The 23,953-nt window shown below is 34.7% G+C and carries 26 protein-coding genes and 1 pseudogene; 18 read left to right on the top strand and 9 right to left on the bottom strand.

What is annotated here, in order from left to right:
- Positions 1 to 174: 174 nt before the first annotated feature.
- Together DKL58_RS08470 and DKL58_RS08465 are read right to left on the bottom strand one after the other, a co-directional pair.
- The gene (locus DKL58_RS08470; protein WP_109586804.1) at positions 175 to 555 is read right to left on the bottom strand and encodes a type II toxin-antitoxin system HicB family antitoxin; all 381 of its coding nucleotides are present in this window, start codon (positions 553 to 555) and stop codon (positions 175 to 177) included.
- A gap of 73 nt (positions 556 to 628) precedes the next feature.
- A complete protein-coding gene (locus DKL58_RS08465; protein WP_338034151.1) occupies positions 629 to 781 on the bottom strand; it encodes a type II toxin-antitoxin system HicA family toxin in 153 nt (50 codons plus the stop codon).
- Positions 782 to 1,042: 261 nt separating this feature from the next.
- On the opposite strand from DKL58_RS08465, the gene DKL58_RS08460 reads away from it, so the two are divergent.
- The gene (locus tag DKL58_RS08460; protein WP_109586803.1) at positions 1,043 to 2,128 is read left to right on the top strand and encodes an SLAP domain-containing protein; all 1,086 of its coding nucleotides are present in this window, start codon (positions 1,043 to 1,045) and stop codon (positions 2,126 to 2,128) included.
- A gap of 224 nt (positions 2,129 to 2,352) precedes the next feature.
- On the top strand, positions 2,353 to 3,462 hold the full coding sequence (locus DKL58_RS08455) for an SLAP domain-containing protein (RefSeq protein WP_109586802.1): 1,110 nt from the start codon (positions 2,353 to 2,355) through the stop codon (positions 3,460 to 3,462).
- 364 nt (positions 3,463 to 3,826) lie between these two features.
- Here the strand turns inward: DKL58_RS08455 and DKL58_RS08450 are convergent.
- A pseudogene (locus DKL58_RS08450) lies at positions 3,827 to 4,138 on the bottom strand (MazG nucleotide pyrophosphohydrolase domain-containing protein).
- A gap of 127 nt (positions 4,139 to 4,265) precedes the next feature.
- On the bottom strand, positions 4,266 to 5,093 hold the full coding sequence (locus DKL58_RS08445) for a helix-turn-helix domain-containing protein (protein ID WP_109586801.1): 828 nt from the start codon (positions 5,091 to 5,093) through the stop codon (positions 4,266 to 4,268).
- Positions 5,094 to 5,295: 202 nt separating this feature from the next.
- Here DKL58_RS08445 and DKL58_RS08440 point away from each other — a divergent pair, with 202 nt between their 5' ends.
- The 4 genes from DKL58_RS08440 to DKL58_RS08425 all read left to right on the top strand — a co-directional run bounded on the left by DKL58_RS08440 (position 5,296) and on the right by DKL58_RS08425 (position 7,585).
- Entirely contained in the window at positions 5,296 to 5,559 is a 264-nt protein-coding gene (locus DKL58_RS08440) for a hypothetical protein (protein ID WP_109586800.1), read from the top strand.
- Positions 5,560 to 5,586: 27 nt separating this feature from the next.
- Entirely contained in the window at positions 5,587 to 5,841 is a 255-nt protein-coding gene (locus DKL58_RS08435; protein WP_109586799.1) for a hypothetical protein, read from the top strand.
- A gap of 269 nt (positions 5,842 to 6,110) precedes the next feature.
- Positions 6,111 to 6,737, top strand: coding sequence for an HNH endonuclease (locus DKL58_RS08430; RefSeq protein WP_109586798.1), 627 nt, complete (start codon positions 6,111 to 6,113; stop codon positions 6,735 to 6,737).
- Positions 6,738 to 7,222: 485 nt separating this feature from the next.
- Positions 7,223 to 7,585 carry a hypothetical protein gene (locus DKL58_RS08425; RefSeq protein ID WP_109586797.1) on the top strand — a complete coding sequence of 121 codons (363 nt, stop codon included), beginning with the start codon at positions 7,223 to 7,225 and terminating at the stop codon, positions 7,583 to 7,585.
- A 59-nt stretch (positions 7,586 to 7,644) separates the two neighbouring features.
- Here the strand turns inward: DKL58_RS08425 and DKL58_RS08420 are convergent, their stop codons facing one another.
- Complete coding sequence (locus tag DKL58_RS08420; protein ID WP_046325577.1) at positions 7,645 to 7,923, bottom strand: hypothetical protein; 279 nt, start codon at positions 7,921 to 7,923, stop codon at positions 7,645 to 7,647.
- A gap of 214 nt (positions 7,924 to 8,137) precedes the next feature.
- On the opposite strand from DKL58_RS08420, the gene DKL58_RS08415 reads away from it, so the two are divergent.
- The gene (locus tag DKL58_RS08415) at positions 8,138 to 9,520 is read left to right on the top strand and encodes an MFS transporter (RefSeq protein WP_239386378.1); all 1,383 of its coding nucleotides are present in this window, start codon (positions 8,138 to 8,140) and stop codon (positions 9,518 to 9,520) included.
- 133 nt (positions 9,521 to 9,653) lie between these two features.
- Here DKL58_RS08415 and DKL58_RS08410 read toward each other — a convergent pair whose 3' ends face one another.
- Positions 9,654 to 9,992 carry a hypothetical protein gene (locus DKL58_RS08410; RefSeq protein WP_109586795.1) on the bottom strand — a complete coding sequence of 113 codons (339 nt, stop codon included), beginning with the start codon at positions 9,990 to 9,992 and terminating at the stop codon, positions 9,654 to 9,656.
- Between the two features lie 171 nt (positions 9,993 to 10,163).
- Between DKL58_RS08410 and DKL58_RS08405 the strand changes: the two genes are divergently transcribed.
- Together DKL58_RS08405 and DKL58_RS08400 are read left to right on the top strand one after the other, a co-directional pair.
- Positions 10,164 to 10,829 (top strand): type 1 glutamine amidotransferase, encoded by a 666-nt coding sequence (locus DKL58_RS08405; RefSeq protein ID WP_109586794.1) that lies wholly within the window; start codon positions 10,164 to 10,166, stop codon positions 10,827 to 10,829.
- Positions 10,830 to 11,239: 410 nt separating this feature from the next.
- A complete protein-coding gene (locus tag DKL58_RS08400) occupies positions 11,240 to 11,332 on the top strand; it encodes a putative holin-like toxin (RefSeq protein ID WP_081945322.1) in 93 nt (30 codons plus the stop codon).
- A 736-nt stretch (positions 11,333 to 12,068) separates the two neighbouring features.
- Here the strand turns inward: DKL58_RS08400 and DKL58_RS08395 are convergent.
- Complete coding sequence (locus DKL58_RS08395; RefSeq protein WP_109586793.1) at positions 12,069 to 12,545, bottom strand: nucleoside 2-deoxyribosyltransferase; 477 nt, start codon at positions 12,543 to 12,545, stop codon at positions 12,069 to 12,071.
- Between the two features lie 23 nt (positions 12,546 to 12,568).
- Positions 12,569 to 13,369, bottom strand: coding sequence for a tyrosine-protein phosphatase (locus tag DKL58_RS08390; RefSeq protein ID WP_109586792.1), 801 nt, complete (start codon positions 13,367 to 13,369; stop codon positions 12,569 to 12,571).
- Between the two features lie 141 nt (positions 13,370 to 13,510).
- On the opposite strand from DKL58_RS08390, the gene DKL58_RS08385 reads away from it, so the two are divergent.
- The 6 genes from DKL58_RS08385 (at position 13,511) to phnE (DKL58_RS08360) (ending at position 19,115) form a co-directional block, all read left to right on the top strand.
- Complete coding sequence (locus DKL58_RS08385) at positions 13,511 to 14,002, top strand: universal stress protein (protein WP_046332660.1); 492 nt, start codon at positions 13,511 to 13,513, stop codon at positions 14,000 to 14,002.
- A gap of 518 nt (positions 14,003 to 14,520) precedes the next feature.
- A complete protein-coding gene (locus DKL58_RS08380; RefSeq protein WP_046332659.1) occupies positions 14,521 to 15,453 on the top strand; it encodes a phosphate/phosphite/phosphonate ABC transporter substrate-binding protein in 933 nt (310 codons plus the stop codon).
- A gap of 332 nt (positions 15,454 to 15,785) precedes the next feature.
- Positions 15,786 to 16,712, top strand: coding sequence for a phosphate/phosphite/phosphonate ABC transporter substrate-binding protein (locus DKL58_RS08375; RefSeq protein WP_109586791.1), 927 nt, complete (start codon positions 15,786 to 15,788; stop codon positions 16,710 to 16,712).
- Positions 16,713 to 16,733: 21 nt separating this feature from the next.
- Positions 16,734 to 17,507, top strand: a complete 774-nt coding sequence (gene phnC / locus DKL58_RS08370) for a phosphonate ABC transporter ATP-binding protein (RefSeq protein WP_045928672.1) — start codon at positions 16,734 to 16,736, stop codon at positions 17,505 to 17,507.
- Positions 17,500 to 18,303 carry a phosphonate ABC transporter, permease protein PhnE gene (gene phnE, locus DKL58_RS08365; RefSeq protein ID WP_109586790.1) on the top strand — a complete coding sequence of 268 codons (804 nt, stop codon included), beginning with the start codon at positions 17,500 to 17,502 and terminating at the stop codon, positions 18,301 to 18,303. Before phnC ends, phnE (DKL58_RS08365) begins: the two co-directional genes overlap by 8 nt.
- The gene (gene phnE / locus DKL58_RS08360; protein ID WP_045928670.1) at positions 18,303 to 19,115 is read left to right on the top strand and encodes a phosphonate ABC transporter, permease protein PhnE; all 813 of its coding nucleotides are present in this window, start codon (positions 18,303 to 18,305) and stop codon (positions 19,113 to 19,115) included. The genes phnE (DKL58_RS08365) and phnE (DKL58_RS08360) overlap by 1 nt, the downstream gene beginning before the upstream one ends.
- Before the next feature lie 59 nt (positions 19,116 to 19,174).
- Here phnE (DKL58_RS08360) and DKL58_RS08355 read toward each other — a convergent pair whose 3' ends face one another.
- Positions 19,175 to 19,741, bottom strand: coding sequence for a DNA-3-methyladenine glycosylase I (locus DKL58_RS08355; protein ID WP_109586789.1), 567 nt, complete (start codon positions 19,739 to 19,741; stop codon positions 19,175 to 19,177).
- 200 nt (positions 19,742 to 19,941) lie between these two features.
- On the opposite strand from DKL58_RS08355, the gene DKL58_RS08350 reads away from it, so the two are divergent.
- From DKL58_RS08350 to asnB, 3 genes are all read left to right on the top strand, one after another.
- Entirely contained in the window at positions 19,942 to 20,427 is a 486-nt protein-coding gene (locus DKL58_RS08350) for a hypothetical protein (protein ID WP_034978240.1), read from the top strand.
- Positions 20,428 to 20,479: 52 nt separating this feature from the next.
- On the top strand, positions 20,480 to 21,877 hold the full coding sequence (locus DKL58_RS08345; protein ID WP_109586788.1) for a metallophosphoesterase: 1,398 nt from the start codon (positions 20,480 to 20,482) through the stop codon (positions 21,875 to 21,877).
- Between the two features lie 108 nt (positions 21,878 to 21,985).
- Positions 21,986 to 23,935, top strand: coding sequence for an asparagine synthase (glutamine-hydrolyzing) (asnB, locus tag DKL58_RS08340; protein WP_109586787.1), 1,950 nt, complete (start codon positions 21,986 to 21,988; stop codon positions 23,933 to 23,935).
- Positions 23,936 to 23,953: the final 18 nt, after the last annotated feature.

The raw sequence follows: 23,953 nt of genomic DNA, 5'->3' as shown, positions 1-23,953 counted from the left end.
GTTTATAACTGCTAAGTAAGAACGATTAAGAGAAAAATTCATAACTTAAATGCACCTAATAGTAAAAATCAGCTATTAGGTGCATTTATTTTGTATTATGCTATTTAACAATTAGTCCAAAAATTGTAAAAAGGTCCCGAAAGTTAATTAACTTCCAGAACTTATTTTTTCTAGTTATAAATTTAATTCTGTTTTTAAGGCTTTAGTTAGTACAGCAGAAAAATTTAAATTTTTCTCTTTGCCCATTTTTACCAGATATTCTGGTACAGTTACTGTTTTGCGGATTGTCTTGGAATTATTGCGTCTATAATCATCCATATCAATGGCAACAATAGTTTTAATATCATTGTCAGCAACATGGATACTTTCTAACTTAGATGGTTTAGGATAATTAGTCGTGTTTTCCAACATTAATCCAATCATATCAGAGGCCATTTCCAAAGCATTAGTTAAATCTTCGCCCTGAGTAAAACCACCTGTAATATCTGGAACTTCGACAGTATAGCCAGTGTCTTCAGGGTGAAGTATAACAGGGTATACTAAAAGCTTAGACATATTAATTCCTCCTAACATGTAAAAATTAGCTGAAAAATTCATTTTAATCCAGCTTCTTTTAGAATTCTTTGTTCTAATCCTTTTTTATTTCTTTCGAATGAATGAGAACAGGAATAGTAACATTTGTAATGGGGTTATACATTTTTAGCTGGGATCCGTTTTGAGACTTTTTCATAAAGCCTTGCTTTTTTAAAATCTTGATAATTTCTCTTGGCGTCTTCGCCACAAAGTAAACCTTCCATGTTTCTTATTATACGTATAAATACATATAAATTCAGCGAAGAAAGTTTAGAATTAAGTATTCCCCCTATATATTAAGATATTTGCCTAATTAAGCCCACCATTTTTTACCTTCATTAATTACTGAGAAAGGTTCAGAATTAATTATAGCCAGTATGTTTGCGCTATCATTTGTTTTGCATTTTTATAAAATAAGAGCGATGCAGTAACAACAGTGCCTGTCTTAAGAGAAAGGAGTAAAAATTATATGACTAAAAAGCCTTTTCGTTATTTAGCAGTTGCTATATTGGGCATTTCTGCAAGTCTGGTGCTTAACCAACAAACTAATACTGTAGAAGCTAAAAGTATTGTTAAAACCGTAATGCACGATGCCCATGCTTATGATTTATACGGTGATAAAGTAAAAGGAAAATATGCAGCTTACACTCAGGTTAAGTTAGATGATCAACCAATTCCATTTTCTTTTAAGCCGTTTGCACCCGCATATCAAATTAAAGGTAAAAAGCAATATATCAAGGCAAGTAACATTGACGGTGTTAAACGCAAGGTCAAACGAAACTCTTATGTATACGCTACAAGCTCTCGGAGGGCTGACTCCCGTTTGCTTAAAAAGGGCAAGACAATAACAACTTATGGCAATTCCTTCAAATTTAAGAACGGGCAACGTTACTACCGCATTGGTGGACCAAAAAAGCAATATGTGAAAGCCAGCAACTTAAGTAAGATTATTAGTTCTAATACAGAAGAAACAACTGTAAAAGTAACTGCAAAAGAAGGAGCTGGACTTTATGATTTTATTAAAGACGATACTTATTCCAAGAAAGCCAAAAGGGGTACAAAATTTACGGTAGACTATGCTGAAAATAATGGAGGGGATGAAGATGATCCCCAAATATTTACTTATCATATTAAGGGTACAAAATATTGGTTACTGAGCAGTGAAGTTAGAGCCAAAAAGAAAATGCCTGTACATTACTATGATTCTGAACATTATTCTTACATTAAGTTTTATAAAAATACAGATGTTTACAATGCAGACGGTACTATGCAAGATCATCACGGACAAAAGATCAGAAAACAAGGTGGGTTTTTAAAGGTAAATAAATTGCTTTATATTTGGGTACCAGCTGAAAAGAAAGCTGAATTATTTTACCACTTGAAGGGCCATGAATTTTACGCCTCTGCCTCACGAGACGGAGGAACTTCTGTAATAGATGTTGGTGATGGCTATGTTAAGCAAAAAGATGTTAGATTTATTGACGGCGTAAAACTAAGTCCGATCAATACAGCTGAAGAAGCAAGTCAAGCTGCTAAGCAAAAAACGACCAAATAAATTATTTTAAGAGAACTAAATAATTTAAATGCACCTAATAGTAAAAGCCAGCTATTGGATGCATTTTTTATTAAGATATTTGCCTAATTTAATTCACCATTTTTTACCTTCATTATTCCCTAAGAAAGGTACAGAATGAAATTATATAATTTCTTGTTTTGATTGCAGAAATTAGAGAATCAAAAATAGAGATAGCATTTTTTTGAGAAGAGAGGTTAAAACATATGAATAAGAAACTTACTCATTATTTAGCAGCTGGTTTTTTAGGACTTACTGCAATTTGGACATTTAATCATCAAGCCTATACTGTTCAGGCAAAGATTCCCAGCACTATAAGAACCGTTATGTATACATCACAAGCATACGATGAGGATGGACAAAAGGTAGACGCTAAATATCCAGCTTTTCGCCGGATTGAAGTTGATAAAAAGCCATTAATCCTAACTTTCAAGCCCTATGCCCCATACTATAAAATTAGCGGTAAAAAGCAATATATCAAGGCTAATAACATCGATGGCGTTAAACGTGAAGTTAAACATAATTCCTATGTTTACGCTACCAGTTCACGCAGGGCTGACTATCGTTTAATTAGAAAAGGAACCTCAATTACAACTTATGGTGGCACCGTCAAGTTTAAGAATGGTTTGCGCTACTACCGTATTGGTGGTCCCGCAAAGCAATATGTGAGAGCCAGCAACTTGGGCAAAATCACTGCTTCAAACACTGAAGAAACTATTGCAACAGTGACAAAAGACGGTGGGACTCCAATTTATGAGATCAATAATGGTCTCAAAACTACTAAAAAGGCTAAAAAAGGTACTACTTTTATAGTCGACCGAGCTCAAGAAGAAGGATATGCCGACGATATAACCAATATGGCTATACCAAATGCAGTTATTTATCGTATTAAAGGGACGAATAATTGGCTCAATTGCCTAGACGTTAAAGTTAAAAAAGAGCTTCCACATCATTTTTATAACTCTGAGCATTATTCTTATATTAGATTTTATCAAGATACAGACGTCTATAATGCCGATGGCACCAAGAAAGATATTAATGGACAAAGAATTAGGAAACAAGGCGGTAATATAAAGGTAGATAAATTGCTTTATATTTGGGTGCCAGCCGAAAATAAAGCCGAACTGTTTTATCATATGAAGGGTCATTGGTTTTATGCCACTAATAAGCCAGACGGAAGTGGCGGTAGTGAAGTAGATTTTGGCGATAGCTATGTCAAAGCAAGTGATGTTAGATTTATTGACGGCGTAAAACTAAGCCCGATCAACACAGCTGAAGAAGCAAGTCAAGTTGCTAAGCAAAAAACTGTCAAATAAATAATTTTTTAGAAATTAAATTTACAATAAAATGCACCTAATAGTAAAAGTCAACTATTGGGTGCATTTTTGTATTATAAAAAGGTTCCGAAATTGAGAAAATTTAGGACCTTTATCAAGTCAAGATTGTATTTTTCCAAAATAGCTATTTTTGAGTATTTCATTCGGTAAATATAAGAATACCAGACCAGCTTCCAGAGAAATAAGATCTAAACCGTTTTTAGGCTAATATATAAGTTCCATTAAAGTCATAAAAAGCATAACAAAACCTATTCAAAAATATCTGCCTATTCCTCAACTTTTGCAAGAATTGAATAAATAGCTGATAGTTTGACCATGCTGTTATTAAGCCAAAGCTATCGTTCTATTTATCTGTATTAGCAGGACCAAGTTTAACGCCATTTTTGTATATTCTTTTTTCGTTTATTTTCATTTTATTAACAATGTCTTCGCCCAAATCACTGTCAAGCATTTCCGCAATGCCTAATAAGAATATTCCCACATCCGCTAATTCTTCATTGATGTTTTATTTATCATTTTTGCGCCAGGCTTCAAATAGCTCGTTAGCTTCTCCATGTAATCGCAATAATTCAAACTCAATATCTGTGGTATTGAAACCGTGTTTTTTCTTATTTTCCATGACTGCTTTTTGCAGTTTCTTAGTGTCTATGATCAATTTGGACTCCTAAATAATGATTTTATTCTATTTTATATTTAATTTGTAAATAGGTACAATATCAATATCTGGTCAAGTTATAAAACTTTTATTGTGTATTTTTGATAACTTTAATTAAAAATAATTATTATTTAAAAAATTCTGCGATTTCCTGTTTTAAATGCCTTGCTAAATTATCAGCACCAATTTTTTCTAATAAACTAATCTGTTCTAGTGCTTCTAATTTGTGCTTTTGACAAATTGCAATTCGAGCATTAACAACAAGTAATTTCTCATACTGTCTTAGACTCTTTAATAAAGGTTTTAAACTATTTAAAGTAGTGACAGCTAACTTAAATTTGTGATGCGTCATTTGTATTATTGCCTGATTAATTAGCGTATTGGTTTTCAGAGTTTTCATAAACGGATAATGACTGTCTATATTTGCAATAATCTTGGCAATAATTTCGTTTGCTGTTCGATAATCAAAAGCAAATAAGATGGAATTAAGGATTGTAATATCTGTAACTGTGAAAACTTGGAGATCACTAAGGGAGTCGAACCAGATTGGTTGAACAAGTTCTTGTGCATGAGTAAATCCCTTTGGTTTATCAACTAATAATAGAGATTTAAGGATAATGGCAATACGTTTAATATCATTATCGTTTTTGACCCAAAGGCAATCCTCTAGCAAAGTTTTTATTTCGTCTTGATCAATGCTGCCGTCAAGGTTTAAAAAACGATGCAATAGCTGATTTTTGGTACTAATATGATAACCATTACTAATATATTCAAACTCATTAGGGTTTAGACCCAGTCGTTCTATTAATTTAAGTTCATTTTCGTAAGTCGTTGATAATTCAGCATTTTCAATTTTAGAAATTGTGCTGCGGTCAAACAAATCCTGTGCTAATTCTTGCTGGGTCATTTTACGTGTAGTTCTAAGTTTATGAATTGTTTTGCCAAAATTACTCATGGTTGCACTCTGTTTATACTTATTTATTCTTAGAATAATGTGCTGATTTTGCACATTATTAATAATGATTTAATGTTATTCTTAGTTTAGAAATAAATCAATAATTATATTTGGTTTATTTCGCTGATTAAAAAGTCGTTATCTTACATATAACGACGTAAGAATATGTCTTTTATACATTTATTTGGAAGGAGGATAATACATGACTGAAATTATAGCAACTACAGCTTTGATCATTTCATGTTGGTGTTTGGGTAAAATTTATGAAGATAAACCAATAATCAAATTTCTTAGAACTAATCGCGGAATGGTGTTGATATTAACCTCCGTTGCCTTATTAGCCTATGACTTAGTAATACATAATTTTCAATTTGGCAAAATTATACCGTCTTTTTATTCTCTAATAGTTTTGCTTATTCTGTTAGGCTTCTTTTATATGTTTAAAGATCGTCGATCAACAAAATAAACGATAAAGTATTTATGAGGTAAAAAAATGTTGTGGATTATGGTTTTACTTCTTGTATTATTTGCTGGAATGGAATATACAGGAAGAGAGCAACTGCAAGCTCTTAACAAAATTTTTGCGGGTGTAGCGGTTGCAATTATTGTTATACCCCCAGTTGTATCTTACTTGCTATTTAAGAATTTCACTGCTTTAAACAGTGTCAGCATTCTTCTTGGAGTAGTTCAGGTATGTGCACTAGCAGCAATATATTTTATATTCAGAAAAGTTGCTTTGAACGATTAGTTATTAAAAGCATAAAATAATTTGTAATAAGAATTTTAACGTTAAAGTGCTTCTATTAATAGATTAGTAATCTAATTATAAGAAGCATTTTTTTATGATAAAAATAAAGCTATTTAACTTTGATAAAAAATCAAAATAAGCGTTTTGAATACATGTATAGTAATAATATGCTATTATAAAAGTGAAAAAATAATAATCCAAATTTAAGAACAGGTGATAGCCATGATTCAGTGCAATAAAAAATTAATTTACTACACAAATTAAGGAATATGTCTTTTTCGAGTTTACCTTGTAGCAAGATTAAAGAAATTAATGACATTGACTTAACAAAATTTAATGCAATTGGCTATATGGGGAGGAATTCTTCTTATTTATATTCCACTCATAATGGCGAAATATTATGCACGAAATCCAGTAAAAGTCAAACTGCATCTCATGTAAAGCAAGTATTTGAAGATATTCAAGACTTTTCTACCAAAGCAGATTGTAAACTTCTTATTGTTGTTGAAGAGGATTACGTCTTAAAAGATATGCAAAAAGCAGACTTTGAAAATCAAAATACGATTCTCAATAGAATGAAAGAAAATGGCTGCAAAATTATTGGGGCAGCAGAATATCACAGCAGGTTTGGTTTTAAAGTTCCTAATAATACCCCGCCTTTAAATGAACAAGAAAAAAGAATTGTTTATTACTTATATGACGGAAAATGTGCTTATTGTAGTAAAGATCTTTGTTTTACTGATAGTCAAATAGATCACATTGTCCCTAAAAAAGAGGGCGGCAATGATTATTATAAAAACTGGGCATTAGTTTGTGAGCCTTGCAACGAAAAAAAGTCTAATAGGATTTTTGGCGATCCTGAGGAATATATCGGGGAGAAAGAAAAAAATACATAAGAAGGTTAAGTGAGTGCTATCACTTTTATAAAGCAAAAATAGATAATGACGAAAGATATAGCTTAGTTAGAGAGCAAAAAAATTTTGGCTTTAGAAAATACTTTACCATATATAAAAAAGTAAATAATAAATATGTAAATAGGGATAATAAAAACGGTGGGTATCAGTTCATTATAAATATAGTTAACAAAGATAATCTTGAGAAAATAAAAGAAAATGGGAACGAAATATCTGGAAAAGAAATAGAAAACGCGCTGGATCCTAACGGAACGGATATGTGTGGAACATCTAAGATAGATAATTGGCTGAGTTAAATTTGAAATTAATAAAATTTAAAGGAAATTTTTCTACTAATTAGAATAGCTTATCAATATATAGCTAAGGACTGGTTATCATTATGCAAATGATAGCCAGTCATTTTTATATGTTGCTTTTTTAATAAAATGAATTATTATTTGTTCAACATTATAAATGAGGTACCGACTATGACTAGAAAAGTAAAATTTGTTATATTCGCGTGCATTGTTGCCGTTTGTCTTTTTTTATTTTACTATTGGGCATCAGATGACTATGTACCTGACGTAGCACAATACCAGGTTAATCACATAATAAGAAATCACGATACCCGAGAAATTAACCAAGTAGCAACTAATAGGAAAACAGCGAAATTTTTACATTCTCTTAAAACTAGTGATCGTTGCCAGAAAATTAGCGAGTTTCAAGGTGGAACTGAAGAATGTGGCTATTATGTTGCAAGTATTAAAAATAAACCTGTTGGGATTTATATGCAAAAAAAATCCAATTCGTTTTGGAATTGGAAATTAAAAAGTATCATATGTTTTGATTGAGCTAACCCTATAAAAACGTAGGCTACTTCATATATCTATAAATAACAGGTTGCGAATTATTAAGATTTAGGCAACATTTTTACCAGATCACTTAAATCCAATCCGTAGTTTCTAATACAAATTTGAAACTCTAATTCAGGCTCAGGTAAATACGAGGTACTAAAAAAAGCACCTATTGCTCCAAGTAGTCCTAAAGCCCTGCGGAAATCCTCTTTCGTAAAAACTGATAAGTAAATGTTATCATCATAATCATCTACTCTAGCAGTGTATTCTGTTTCTAAATTTTTTAGAGTGCTTTTGAAAAGCTTCATTAAATTTTCTTGTTTTGTTTTTTCCATGATAATTGCAACTCCAATTTATGGTTATTGATCTGGCTAAAGTATAATTAAAAAATTATTCCTTGCTTTTTATGCTAGTTGACAAAATTTTGTATCATAAAATAATGTTCTATTCAATTACTTTTTCTTAACCAATACAACATATTAAGGTAGTATATTTATATTCGCTATATGTTGTATGCAAAAATAAAGACAAAAGAAATCGAGGATTTTAATGGTTAAAAATGGCAGACTCATCAAATCAATATTGGCAGTTGGAATACTTAGTTTTTTAGGGATTGTGATTGAAACGGCACTCAATATCGCATTCCCCCAGTTAATGATAGATTTTAATATGTCTGCCAGAACGATTCAATGGCTAACAACAGGTTATATGTTAGTATCTACAATTATTATTCCTTTTGGATCATATTTACAAAAGAGATTTAAAACTATTTCATTGTTTAGGATGGCCGTTTCATGCTTTTTACTAGGAACAATTTTGGCAGGAATTTCAGTAAATTTTAGTCTGTTATTGATTGGACGTCTTTTACAAGGAGTTGCTGCTGGCATTGGTTTACCGCTAATGTTCACGATCATATTAGAACAGTCACCTAAAGAACAGGTAGGCATGTATATGGGACTTGGCACTTTGGTTATTGCCTTTGCTCCTGCAGTTGGTCCGGTATATGGTGGAATAGTTTTAAAATTATTTCAATGGCAGACTTTATTTCTACTTATCATTCCAGTAATTATTTTGACCTGGATATTAGGTGAACATAGTATTAGCCAAACTAGTAAAACTCAAAAAATTCCTTTTGATTTTCAGGGTGGACTACTTTTAATTGTATTTCTAATGTCAGCTTTATTTTTGCTTTTAGGCTTTACAAGTGGCAACAACATTTATGTACAACTAATACTAACACTGATCACTATTATTACTGGATTCTTCTTTACTTTGGTTGAAAAGCATAGCAATCATGCAGTTTTAAAAGTTAGTTTATTTAAAAATTGGCAGTTTACTTTCTTTTTGCTGGCATTTTTTCTGTTGCAATTAATGTCACTTAGCATGTCATTTTTGATACCCAACGTCTTACAAACTGCTTTTGAACAAACAACGGCTACAGCTGGGTTACTGGTTTTGCCGGCTGCCATTATAGATGCTCTTGTCTCTGCGTTTGCTGGAATAATTTATGATAAGGTTAATCAAAAATTACCAATAATATTTGGAGTAGCAATAATTCTTCTTACCTTTATAATTGCTAATTTTTTGAATCCAAGTACTGCCAACATGGCCTTTATTTATATCAGCTTTATGTTTGGTTTGGGACTTAGCTATAGTAATATCATGACTTTCTGTTTATCTAATATCACTACTGATTTAAAAAATGATGGGAATGTCATTTTTATGACTGCCCAATCATATTCCGGGGCGATAGGTACGGCATTAACCGCTTCGTTACTAACATTAGCGCAAACAGGTCTAAAAAATAAGAAGTTAGCGGCCTTGAAAGGTCTAAAATTAAATTATGATGTGTTACTGGCTCTTTCTTTCATCGTAATTGTTTGCATTTTAGTATGCTTTATTTTTACTAGATTAAAAAATAAAGCATACTAAAATTTGTTTTAATTTTCAGAAACTTTTTTAATTCAGCACAATAATTACGATTATCGTTCAATGTACGCCTTCCAATATTAAAAATGAACATTGGCCTACTTTTTATCTACTACTTTTCCTGGAACCATGAGGGTCAAAAAATAATAAGAAATAAAGTTATATCAATTTGTGTAATATACGAAGTTCGATTAGTCCCATCAAAAAGTATTGCTAGCAGGTAAAATGCCAAAGTTGCTAAAAATAAGCACTTGAGAAACTTTTCTCCGCCATCCATATTAACCTTTTGAATAATTTTTACAGGGTTGGTGGTTTTAATGAAAATAGCGCCTAGCAGTAATATCATACCAAAGAAAAAATAAGTATATATAGTTATTTTATTTTTGTGATAATAAATAAGAAGAATACCAACTAAAAATTGTAAAATACCCATTAAGAATAACGCGATTTTTGGATTAAGTTTATATTTCAGCATGATTTGAACCTTTCAAATTAAATTTAATAAGGCTAAGCAATAAAAAATTAATCTTTTTACTGTATAGACTTAAATTTTATTTTATCATTAAATTATAATAATATTAAATTATTATTTGAATATTTTAGAAAAAATATTGTGGAGATGAATCATTTTAAAAGGAGCAAAATAATGAGAATTAATGTATTGCAACACACGCCAAACGAAGGCCCTGGTTCAATTCAGGAATGGTCTGACCTACATCACCATGACTTTTATGTATATCATCCCTACCAATTTGGCATTTTGCCTACTGCTGCCACAACAGATTTACTAGTTATTTTAGGCGGTCCTATGAGTCCAAATGATGATCTGCCATGGATTAAGCAGGAGCGCCAGCTAATTAAGCAACTACTTCAAGAAAAAAAGCCTGTTTTAGGAGTATGCTTTGGCGCACAACAAATTGTTAAAACTTTAGGCTATCAGGTTAAAAAGGCCCCAGTTAAAGAAGTGGGCTGGGGTCCGGTCAAGTTGCAGTCCAAATTAATTAGCGGTTTGCCTGAAAGTTTAGAAGTATTACATTGGCATGAAGAGATGTTTGAAATACCAGAAGAAGCTGAGGTCTTATTTGCCAATGATAATTTACAAAATCAGGGTTTTGTCTTAGGCGATCAAGCTGTTGGTTTGCAGTTTCATTTAGAACCAGAAACAGATAATATCAAAGAAATTGTGGTCAACGACGCGCAATATCTATCCGGTTCGGTGTTTAAACAAACAGCTAAGCAAATTATTGAGCATCCTGTTCCTAAGGAAAATAAAAGGGCAATGTTTCGCATTTTAGATTATTTGACAGAATAAATAATTTAGATATAGAAAATTTGTTTTAAAGAGTGTCGCTTTATTTGTTCCCATAACTTTAATTGCTATACTACGAGAAACGAACTATCTGCTGGGGCAGACCCTACTTCAAAATTATAAACGGCAGATACCATGGCAGAGGCATGATTAGCATTTGGGGCGTACATTAATTAGGTATTGTAACTACTGAAATAACCTTCAAAATAAAAACCAAGCCATTTTAATGGCGTGGTGTATATGATTATAGGTAATTTTCCTAAAATCCGGTTAATATTTGAGATTGGTTTGTTATAATTTAATTAGCGTAGAAAAGTTAAAAGGACGGTAGCTGCCGCTTTCATGAAGGAAGTGAGGCCTATGAACAATTTTTATTCATACTTCAGTCTCCCAAAAGAAAGGAGCAGCAGTTGATGAGCACTGCCGAAGCGTTAAGTTTAATGCTTAACTTTGGTATGTTTATCTTGACCTTGTTAATGTTTATTGACAAGCATCATGATAAATGAGCAAATCAAAAACCGTCCTAGATACTAGCTGGGCGGTTTATAAATTTAAAAAATTATAACTATAAGCGCAGTTACCGTCCTTTGTGGCGGCTCTACGTGAGGAAGACTTATTGGCGTAAGTCTTCCTTTTTCTTACACCTGTATTTTAGCATGAATGCTTTTATGGTGCAATTAAGTATTATAGAGCAGAATTCATAGCGCTAAAGTATATAAGGCATTTTTAAATTTCAAAACTAGCATTAATTTAACAACATGCAGTTAATTTTACGCACTAAGCTAAACTGCCTTGAACAGTCATATCTTGCTCACACAAAAACTGTTTCAACAGAAACAGTTTTTATTGACAAGCATCATGATAAATGAGCAAACCAAAAACCGTCCTAGAAACTAGCTGGGCGGTTTTTAATATTAAACAAAAAATATTATAAGCGCAGCTACCGTCCTTTGTGGCGGCTCTACGTGAGGAAGACTTATTGGCGTAAGTCTTCCTTTTTCTTACACCTGTATTTTAGCATGAATGCTTTTATGGTGCAATTAAGTATTATAGAGCAGAATTCATAGCGTAAAAGAATACAAGGCATTTTAATTTGCAAAGCTAGAGCTAATTTAGCAATATGCAGTTAATTTACGCACTAGGCTAAACCGCCCTGAAGAATCATAACTTGCTCACACAAAAACCGTCTCAATGGAAACGGTTTTTTGTCATATTTAGTTTTGCTTCGACAAAATGTTATTTTTAATAAACAGCACCATCATAAAAGCCAAAGCGAGGCTTATTAAAATCAAAATCTTTTAATTCGCTCACTTTAAGAGCAATGTCGCAAACGCCCCAGCTCATTAAATTAATTGGTTTGCCGTAGTCTTCATCAGGGATGACCAACACAATGTATTTTCCTTGTGATAAAGCATAGCCTAGTTCCATACCAAGACCTACGTCTTCTTCATCAGGCAGATATACCCCGATCATAACATCACTGGCTTTAATACCGGTTAAATCGCCACGGTAAGTTGCAGTTTCCCATTCACGATCACGCAGATATTCAGGATTTTCCTCAACGCTAATATTTTTATATTGATGATCCAAAGGAACATAACTGTTTTCCAGGTCAATGGTTGGGTTTTCTTCTAAAGCTTTCATTGCCTTTTTGTAAGCATCGTTTTGCTTATCGTTAAACCAACCGGCACCAAAATAAACAGTTTTTGTTTTAGTCATAAAATTTCTCCTTACCATTAAACCTAATTTAAATAAATTTCACGCAACTTACTGATTTCATCATCAGTTAATCTCATAATATCACGTAAGTAGTTTTCAACGCTACCATAATTTTTATTTATAGTTGTAAGCACAAAGTCAATGTATTCAGAATGCACAGTCTGCAAGTCTTTTAAGATGTTTAGGGTTGCGTCATTTGCCCCTTCATCTTTAGCTTTTTGTAAAAAATTATGAACAAAGTCTTTGGTGGCAACGTTTGTTAAAAGATAATCTTTTTTGATTGTTTCAAATGGTACGCCAAGAACTGATAAAATTAATAATGCCGCAAAACCAGTCCGGTCTTTGCCGGCAGTACAATGAAAAATTATACTTTGATTTTCCTGGTCATTAGCCAGCAACACGTCAAAAAAGTGGCGGTAAGCTCTTTGGGCAGACTCACTTTTAATCATGTCATCATAGGCTAAAAACATGTGATCAAATCCAGCTTTAGGATCTTGATGCTTTTCGCTAAGAATTTCGTCAATTCCCTTTGAGGATTCGGTCAAATCTTCGCTAAATACCGGATCAAAGCTATAAATAGCACCCTCAGGTACACGATCAGGTTCTCGGTCAACTTCGTCCTTGCTTCTAAAGTCAACAACGTATTTTACGCCGTAGTCTTGTAAAAACTTCAGGTCAGTCTTATTAAGGGTTGCCAAATTAGCGGTTCTAAGCAATTTGTGCATTTTGACGGCTTTGCCATCTCTAGTTTGATAGCCACCAAGCTCGCGAAAATTACGGCCACTTTTTACGCCAATTAATTGATTTTTTAGTTTTTGGGTCATGATACCTCCACCTTTGCGTTTGACAATTACACCTAATTTTAGCAATAAACAAGTATATAAACAATTATAAAAAAAGCCAAGAGTATATCGAAATTATGGTAAAATAAACAAAAGAACAATATATTTCAAAAGGGTGAGAACATGGAAACGAAAAAAGCTAGTATTTTAGTTCCAGTCGATGGTTCAGAGTCGGCAGAAAGATCCTTTGATAAAGCAGTTAAAATTGCAATGACGGAAAATGCTCACATTGATGTCTTAAGCGTAATTGATACCAGACAGTTTTTAGGTGAGATGCAAGATACGCTGATTACAGGCGACACCGTTTATCAGATGACGCAAGATTCAGAAAAATACCTCAAGAGTTTAAAGGAATGGGCTCATGACAATTTGGGCTTTGATGATATTGATTACCACATTCGTTATGGCAGCCCGAAAGCAATTATTTCCTATGACTTTATTAAAGACCATCATAATAATTTGATTATTATGGGTGCAACTGGTTTAAATGCAGTTGAGAGAATGTTGATGGGTTCTGTTACAGAATATGTTAATCAACATGCTTTGGCTGATGTCCTAATTGTCAGAACGGATATTGACAATAATCCAATCAAGCCAGAACGTAAAAATAAATAGAGTTCTAAAATGAAAAGACATACGATAAATAATTCGTGTGTCTTTTTTATGCAAAATAAGGAACCTTAAAAAATATTATATTATTGATGTTCGTAAAATTAACTTTCATAATACAATAACAAAATAAAATCCGATATTTACTTGCGTAATTGCGAATATTTATGGTATTATCAGTATGAAATGAACGTAATTATACTGTTTGGAAGGTTGAGGGCAATGAAAGTAACAGGAAAAACCAATAATTTATTTTCCTATTTAAATACTTTACAATTATCTTCGTTAACCGTTCGTTTTTCTTTCAGAATAACTACTTGGGCATGATATGCAGTAGGCATATTTTGCCTTTTTTATTTGCTTAATTTCGGGAGGATGTTAATGGAAAATAGAAGCAGAAGTTAATTCAGATCGATTTTATTTGGATATTTACATGAATGTATTGCCATGAAAGTGACAACAATGTTTATGCTTAAGCAAAATGAAGTTATGGTAAATGTATTTATTAGGAGTGTAAAAAACAAATGACCAAAATCAAAAAGTTTCTGATAGCATGTTTCGTACTGTTATTAACAGTTGGTGCTACAGCATGTTCCAATTCAAGTAAGAAGTCTAGTTCAAGTAGTAATACGCCAAAATCACTCAACGTTCAGTTCGTACCGAGTGTAGCTGCCAATAAGCTGGAAGCAAGGGCTAAGCCGATGGAAAAACTATTGTCCAAACGCCTTGGTATCCCAGTCCATGTTTCAATGTCAACTGACTACAATGGCTTAGTTGAAGCTATGAAGTCAAAGAAAGTTGATGTCGGCTTTTTGCCTTCAGACGCTTACATTATGGCTCACAAGCAAAAAGCAGCTGATCTGCTTTTACAATCAGTTCGTTATGGCATTAAACAGCCAAATGGTGTTCAAACCAAAGAATTAGTCAACTCATATCGTGGTGAAATCCTGGTTAAGAAGGGTTCAAAAATTAAGAGCTGGAAGGACTTAAAAGGCAAGTCAATTTCTGTTCAAGACATCACTTCTGACTCTGGTTATGTATTCCCTGTTGCTGAATTGAAGCAAAAGGGATTAGATGTAACCAAGAGTTGCAAGACTGTATCTGTTAAGGGTGCCGATCAAGGTGTCTTAAACGTTTTAAACGGTGATACTGACGCAGCTTTCGTATTTGAAGATGCTCGTAATAATGTTAAGAATGATGATCCGAAGATTATGAGCAAGGTAGTGCCAATCTACTTCACCAAGCGTATTCCTAACGATACTATTTCGGTTATTCCAAGTTTGCCAAAATCCTTCCAGAAGAAGTTGGCTAAAGCATTTATTGCTATTGGCAAATCTAAAGAAGGTAAGAAGATTATTGAAAATGTTTATAACCAAGAAGGCTATACTTACGCAAAAGACAGCGACTATGACATTATTCGTCAATACAATAAAGTAATTGCTTCTACTAAGAAATAGTTTTCCCAATATTTCAAAAATCTAAAAAAGCCGCATAATAGGAATTAAATAAACTTTCTTAAACAAAATAAGATTTCTAGTCAATTCTCTTTTCTAAATAAAACATTTCTGCTATTATTTGATAGAATAAATACAGTATGTCGAAAGGAGAGTGAAGGTAATGCAAAAATATCAACGGCGCCTAGCGTTCATTGAAGTTTTTGCAAAAAAGCCTTTTCGTTCCTTTCAAAAAGGTATTGTTCGCTTTTTTAGTAAAAGTGTTATTGAAAGACTTAGTTTAATTCACGTTTGTGTTTTTAGCTAAAGTCTTTTTTTATGTCTGGGAGGGCATGATGAGAAAATTTAGAAAAATATTAGCTTGTGCTGCTGTTTTTTTAGTAGCCTTAATGGCAACTGCCTGCTCAAATAAGGAAAAGAGCAAAGATAGTGGCACGCCCAAATCTTTGAATGTGCAATTCGTTCCTAGTCAGGCAGCCACAAAGCTGGAGTCTCGTGCAAAGCCACTGGAAAAGATGCTGTCAGACCGTTTAGGTATTCCAGTTCACGTTTCAATGTCTACTGATTACAACACAGTGGTCGAAGCCATGAAGTCTAAGAAAGTTGATGTAGGTTTCTTGCCACCAAATGGGTATATTTTAGCTCACAAGCAAGGTGCGGCAGATGTATTGCTTCAAGCACAAAGATATGGAGTTAAACAACCAAACGGACGTCCAACAAAGGAACTCGTTAACTTCTATCGTGCTGAGATTGTAGCTAAGAAAAATTCTAAAATTAAGAGTTGGAAAGATTTAAAAGGAAAGTCAATTTCTATTCAAAGCCCAACCTCTTCAGCCGGCTACGTTTTCCCGATTGCTGAGTTGAAGGAAAAAGGCCTTGATGTACGCAAGAGTTGCAAGTTAGTCACTGTGACTGGTCAGGACCAAGCTGTTTTGAATGTCCTCAATGGTGACACAGATGCCGCATTTGTATTTGAAGATGCGCGGACAATTGTGAAAGACGATAATCCTAAAATCATGAGTCAAGTAGTACCAATTTACTTTACTAAGCCTATTCCCAACGATACGATTTCCGTTGTTCCCAGCATGTCTGATTCATTCAGAAAGAAGCTGGCCAAGGCATTTATCGATATTGGCAAGTCTAAGAAGGGTAAAAAAGTCATCGAGAGTATTTATACTCATGAAGGATACGTTCACACTAAAGACAGTGACTTTAACGTTGTGCGTAAATATGAAAAAATTATCGAATCGACCAAAAAATAAGGAATACAAAGGAAGTTTATAATGGCAGATTCTGCAGTTAAGCCAATAATCGAATTAAAAAACGTTAAAAAAGTTTATGGCAAAGATGTTGTTGGTTTAAAAGACGTCAATTTAACTATCAATAAAGGTGAATTTGTCGTTATTGTTGGTCTATCTGGCGCCGGCAAATCAACGCTTTTGCGGTCGATTAACCGTTTAATTGATATTACCGAAGGTGATATTTTAATCAATGGTGAATCTATTACTAAGGCCAAAGGTAAAAAGTTAAGAACTTTGCGTCGTCATATTGGGATGATTTTCCAAAGCTTTAACTTGGTAAAGCGCTCAAGTGTGATGCGTAACGTTTTAACTGGCAGAGTGGGATATTATCCCACTTGGAAATCCACTCTAAACCTTTTTACTAAAGAAGATAAACAACGCGCCTATGACGCCTTGCAACAAGTTGATCTTGAAGACAAAGTTTACTCTCGGGCTGATGAATTGTCCGGTGGACAGCAGCAGCGGGTAGCTATTGCGCGTGTCTTGACTCAAAACCCGGATATTATTCTGGCAGATGAGCCAACAGCTTCGCTTGACCCGCAGACTTCACGCCGGGTGATGAAAGACTTGCAGATGCTTAACGAAAAGCATGGCATGACAGTTGTCATTAACCTGCACAGCGTGCAACTGGCACAGGAATTTGGCAAGCGGGTCATTGGCGTTCGTGCTGGTGAAATTATCTATGACGGCAAGATGTCTGATACCCCGGCAACAACGTTTGATCAGATCTATTCCGGTGGTGATGAAGATGAGTAGCACAGAGCAAGAAAAGCTGAAGGCTTTGCCTAAGAAAAAGTTTAAAATCTTAAATTTGCTTTGGGTATTGCTTTTTATTGCCGGATTATTCATTTCTACTAATGAAACCAAAACTGACTTAGGCGCCTTGTTTGCCAACTTTGGGCAATTTGCTGACATTTTCTTGCAAATGCTGCATCCTGACTGGTCTTATCTGGGCACAGTAGTACCTCTTTTGCTGGAAACTATTAAGATGGCGATCTTGGGTACTGCAATCGGTTCTGTAATTGCTTTTATTTACTCTTTGCTTATTGCGCGCAATATTGTAAAAAATAAAGCACTTACTGGAATATTGCGGATTATTATGAATATCATCAGAACTGTTCCTGACCTGCTTTTGGGTGCTATCTTCGTAGCTATTGTCGGTATAGGGCCAGTAGCTGGTGTTTTAGCCTTGGCTATCTGTACGTTCGGGATTGTGGTCAAACTGTTTTACGAAGCAATTGAAACTATTGATCCGGGTCCGATTGAAGCCTTGACTGCTGTTGGTGCCAACAAATTGCAAATCATTGTCTTTGCGGTTTTGCCTCAGGTTATGACCTATTTTATTTCCTATTGTTTGTATGCATTTGAAATTAACGTGCGTGCTTCAACCGTTTTAGGTTATATCGGTGCCGGTGGTATTGGTTTGTATCTGCAACAGACACTGCAAATCTTTGATTATCCTAAGACAGGAACAATTATTATTGTGATCATTATAGTAGTGGTACTAATTGATTATGTTTCATCTAAATCACGGGAGGCGTTGATGCAATAATGGATACAAGTATGAAAAAATTGCCTCCTAGGCCCATAGATGTCAAAAAACGTGTTTTGCACTGGCTAATAGCAGTTGTCACTGCGGCTTTAGTGGTTTGGTCATGCACAGGAATCGATTTTGGCGGAATCAAAGAAACAGCCGGACAAATTGCCGGTGCGATCTTTTCTGGCATTTTTCATCCTGATTGGTCTTATGTCTATAACGGCTCAGGTGAAGACTTACTGTCGCAATTATGGGAAACTGTCTGCATTGCCTTTTTAGGAACATTCATTTCTGCCATTATTTCATTACCCTTTGCTTTTTGGGCCGCAAATACTAAGCACAAGCACTGGTATGTCTCACGGTCAGGCAAGATTGTGCTGGCAATAATCAGATCATTTCCAGAAATTGTTTTAGCCTTAATGTTTATTAAAGCTGTTGGACCAGGTTCTGCTGCGGGTGTTTTGGCACTAGGCTTTCACTCAGTGGGAATGCTTGCCAAGCTCTTTTCTGAAGCAATTGAAAACCTGGAGGATGGTCCTAACGAAGCGGTTACCGCTGTTGGTGGTTCAAAGACAAATATTATTATGTTTTCTACTTTGCCTAATTTAATGCCGGCTTTAATTTCAAACACGTTATACCGGTTTGATGTTTCGATTCGGTCTGCTTCTATCTTAGGTTTAGTTGGAGCCGGTGGTATTGGTTACCCGTTAATCATTGCACTGCAGTACCGTCAATGGAACCGAGTTGGTATCATTTTACTCGGAATCATCATTATGGTTGTGATCATTGACTGGATTTCGGGCTGGATCCGTAAAAAATTAGTCTAAAAACGAAAATATCTGAATATAGTGAATCAAGTATGTAAATTTCAGCTTGATTCACTTTTTTAGCCGTGATATTTAAAGGGACAATTTTCTAAATGATCGTTGATTAGGCCAACGCTCTGCAGGAATGAGTATAGAATTACTGGCCCCACAAAAGTAAAACCGTCTTGTTTCATCTGCCTTGCTAGTTTTTGGGCAATCTTGTTTGTCGTTGGTACCTCATCACTTGTCTGAGGATGATGAATAATAGGAGTGGGAATAAATTTTTGTAAATAATGGGCAAAATTGCCGTATTTGGCATCAATAATTAATAGTGCGCGTGCGTTGGTAATTGCAGCGGCAATTTTTCTTTGATTGCGAATGATTCCTTTGTCTTGCAATAAGCGCGCCTTATCCTGTTCGGTCATTTGCGCAACTTCTTCGGGAACAAATTTGCAAAAAGCCTGGCGAAAATTTTGCCGTTTATGCAAAACTGTAGACCAACTGAGACCAGACTGAAACAGTTCCAGCACCAGCATTTCAAATAAGTAACGTTCATCTAAGTTTAATTTGCCCCATTCGTGGTCGTGGTAATCCTTAAGTAAGGAATCATTATGGTCACTCCAAGGACAACGAGTAATATTATTCATTTTTATTCTCCTTAAATATATATTAACGTTCATAAATAAATACGCCAAAAGATTTTTATTCTTTTAAAAACAATTTTTCCCAGTTATTGTGCTGAAATTTTTAATTATTTTCTTTTTGCTTAAATATCAGAAACTTTTCCTTCAAAAAGTGCAATAGCTGTTTTTTTGGTATAATATATAATGAACTTTAGGAGGATACCATGGAGAAGTTAGAAATAATAACTTTGGCCGATGACTTGGCCGCAAATCAAGAAAGTATTTTAAATAAAGAAACAGATTTTGATGCCGAGGCAGTTTATCGTGTAATTGATAATTTGCACGTTTTGCATAAGCCAATAAAAGAATACTTCGGCATGAGTCAAGAGCAGTATTATGACACTGAAAGTGATCATAAACTGACTTTAATTAAGTTATCGGAGCAATTAACCGATTTGCAGGATCGGATTTTGACTAACCATGTTGATGGTTTTGTTGATAAAAATGAAATTAATCTAACTTATAATCATGAGAATCCATATGAAGACGGGTTTTACAACAACCTGGTAGATTTTCATGTCGTTAGTTACAGTTTAAAAGTAATTGGAGCCGTTGAAGAAGTAGCGCCAAAAACATTACAAGGGGTTTTGTCTAAAGATGCACTTCTGTCAATTGGTTTAGCGGCACACGCTTTAGAAAAAAGCTTATAATTTTAGAGCTGAATGTGTGTTCAGCTCTTTTTCTTTCTGCTTGAGGCAAAATATGGGTGTTTTAAAGTATACTAAAGGGCTAGCTGATAAGATAAACGGGGCTAGGTTACGTTCTTTATTTAAGAAAAAAGATGCACAGCTTGATCCTATGCAAAATTATTTAACGGTAGGAGAATATCACGTTGATGGTGAACAGGGTACACCTAACGATCAGCCGTATACTCTGACAGTTTACCAGGATGAAGAAAAAATTTTGCATCAAGCTCTTAGCCTTGAAAGTACAGATAAATTAGAACCTGAATATGTGCGCAGATTCAGTCCCGAACTGCAGCGCTACCGTGCTTTTGTCAACCGCAAAACTGGCAGACGCTACGTTGTAGAAGAATATTTGGATCGCTTTGTTGAAAGAGTCAAAGGCCACATTCGCACAGGAAAAAATTCTGTTAATGTCAGTGTTATTACTGATACTCATTATAAAGATCGTAATAGTATGGACTTTTATGGCTGGAACGGCTTAACTCACGTTAACGAATTTTCTTATCTTGATGACTCAGGATTGTTAAGTTTAAAAGTTCATTTGGGTGACTGGATTGATGGTTCCGATACCGGCTTTTTGGGCGAAAGTGAATTAACCAAGTTGCGTGATTCATTTGTTTCCGACAAAGTGCCTTATATGCTGATTAAAGGCAATCATGATGAAAATGATAAATTTGATGAACACCATGATTTAAGTGCTTCCTTTCCTGAAAATGAGTTTGAAGGGATTATGTGGCCTGCTTTGTATAAGCAAAAGGGTGTCCATTATATTTCGCGGCAACACGGGGTTTGTTACTATGATGTGGATGACTTGCGCTTTATTTCCGTTAATACTTCTGATTTGCCTTACTATTTGGATGCCCAAGGCAGAAAAAAGTATGATGTGAAACTTACTTTGGCTGTGAGAGAAGATCAAATTGAAGAAATTATTGAAATACTGGAGCAGTCATCAAATAAGCAAATTATCTTTATGAGTCATGCTAATCCGATTAATCGTAAGGGTTCAAATGCTTTGAAGTATAATGGTCGTTCTCTGCACGAGCTGCTAGTTGCTTTTAATCAGGGTGAAAAAGGACAGATGCATTCCAGCCACGGAATTCCACCGGAGTTTCGTTTAGCTAATGACTTTGATTTTACTAATGTGAAAAATGCGCGTATTATTGCCTACTTTTGCGGTCATAGACACAGGGAAGACCAGTACCGGATTAACGGAATTCAGTATATCTTATTTAACTGTTCGGCACTGATGGGTCCTAATCATGCTTTAACTACTAAATATAACAAGAATTGGAAAAGACAAATTGATCATCAAACCGAATTTGCGGGTTATATTGTGAATATTGACATACAGAGGCATTATATTCAGGCTTTTGGTTATGGTGCTGCCAGCAAACGCAGAATTTTTTATATTTAGTAAAGTCGCGACGGGCAATTTGGAAATTGCCCGGCTTTTAGCATATAATAGTAAAGTTAAATTAAAGACAAAAATATACAAAGTAACATAATTAAGGGAAGATAAGCAATGTGCGGAATTGTTGCATTTTATAATCCAGAAATAAATGATAAACAAGCCGCTATCGGTAAAATGATGGCGGCAATTATGCATCGTGGTCCTGATTCAGATGGTTTTTATACCAACGATAAAGTTGCTTTAGGGTTTAGAAGATTATCAATCATTGATTTGCGTGGTGGCAGTCAACCAATTTACAACGAAGATAAAACAATGGCCATTATCTTCAATGGTGAAATCTACAACTTCCAGCCATTGAGAGATGAATTAATTGCTGCGGGTCATACTTTTACCACTAAGTCCGATACAGAAGTTCTTCTGCATGGCTTTGAAGAGTGGGGCATGGATGGCTTGCTCAAGCGTGTTCGTGGCATGTTTGCTTTTGCGATTTGGGATGACAATACCCAGACGTTGTATGGTGCGCGCGATTTCTTTGGTATTAAGCCACTTTATTACAGTGATGAGAATGGTCAATTAACGATAGGCTCAGAAATCAAAAGCTTTTTGGCAATGCCTGGTTTTAAAAGACGTTTAAACATTGAAGCGGTTAAACCATACTTGATGAACCAGTATAATGATTTGCATGAAACTTTTTTTAAGGGAATTTATAGATTTCCTGCCGGTCACTGGTTCGAATATAAAGATGGTGAAATGAAAACCCATCAGTACTGGGATGCAGAATATAAGGCCAATACTTTAAGTTTTGAAGAAACCGTCAATAAAATTGACGAAGATTTACACGAGTCAGTTAAATTGCACCATATTGCCGATGTTCCGGTTGGTGCCTTCTTATCAGAAGGAGTAGATTCAAGTTACATCACTAGTATATTAAATCCGGATGATGTATTCTCAATTTCTTTTGATGATGCAACTTATGATGAAGCTTCAAAGGCCAGAGCTTTAGCTGATATGAAGGGCTGGCATTTCTTTTCTGATAAGGTTAAAGCAGATGAGGCAATGCATGACTTCCCGGAAATGCAATACCATATGGATGAGCCGGATGCAAACCCGTCAATAATTCCATTATGGTATTTATGCAAGATGGCACGTAAACATGTGACAGTTGCTTTGTCCGGCGAAGGTGCGGACGAATTATTTGCAGGTTATGTTAACTACGGAATGCACACGCACAACAGCATTATTAAAGTTTTTACTTCCCAATGCAAAAAGTTGCCGAAGAAGACCAGGGTTAAACTGGCACACAGAATTAAAAAAATGCCGAACTTCCCTGGTAAGGTTCATTTATATACCAATTTAGCTGAACCAAGTGAATTTTACGTTGGTCAATCAGTTATCTATGACATGGATTATCCGACTATCTTTACCTCTGAAGATGCTAACAGTGTTTTAAAGCCTTCTTATCGGAATAAATTAACTGTCAACGGTATTTACCAAAGTGACTTTAAAAAAGTAAAAGATCTCGATAATGTCCGGCAGATGCAGTACATTGATCTGCACCACTTTATGCTAAATGATATTGAACAAAAAGCGGATAAAATTTCTATGGCTCATTCTCTGGAGTTAAGGGTGCCATACCTTGATAAAAAGGTTGCAGAAAGAGCCAATTCAATTCCGACTGATTACTTAGTGAACAAGCATGACACTAAGTATGCTTTGCGCAAGGCTTCAGAAAAGGTTTTACCGGATGAATGGGCTAAACGACCAAAATTAGGCTTCCCAACCCCAATCAAAGAATGGTTGCAAGAACCCCGTTTTTATAAACAAGTGCGCGAATTATTCAGTGAAGACTTTGTACAAGACGTTTTTGAGCAGGATAAAATTTTGGCTCTGCTTGATGAAAACTACAAGGGTGACGGTTCCCATCGTCGACAAATTTGGACAATTTATACATTTTTGGTATGGTATAAATTATTCTTTGTTGATTATGACGGCACAGTTGCCAAATACCAGCATGTTCAACCAGAAGTTGCCAGCTTGATTAAGCAGGGCAAGCTGGTTTAATGAGGAGAACAATTTATT

It is taken from the genome of Lactobacillus kullabergensis (assembly GCF_003151025.1).
GTDB lineage: Bacteria > Bacillota > Bacilli > Lactobacillales > Lactobacillaceae > Lactobacillus > Lactobacillus kullabergensis.
The sequence above is the reverse complement of the archived record's forward strand: the minus strand, read 5'-3'. Positions and strand labels throughout refer to the sequence as shown.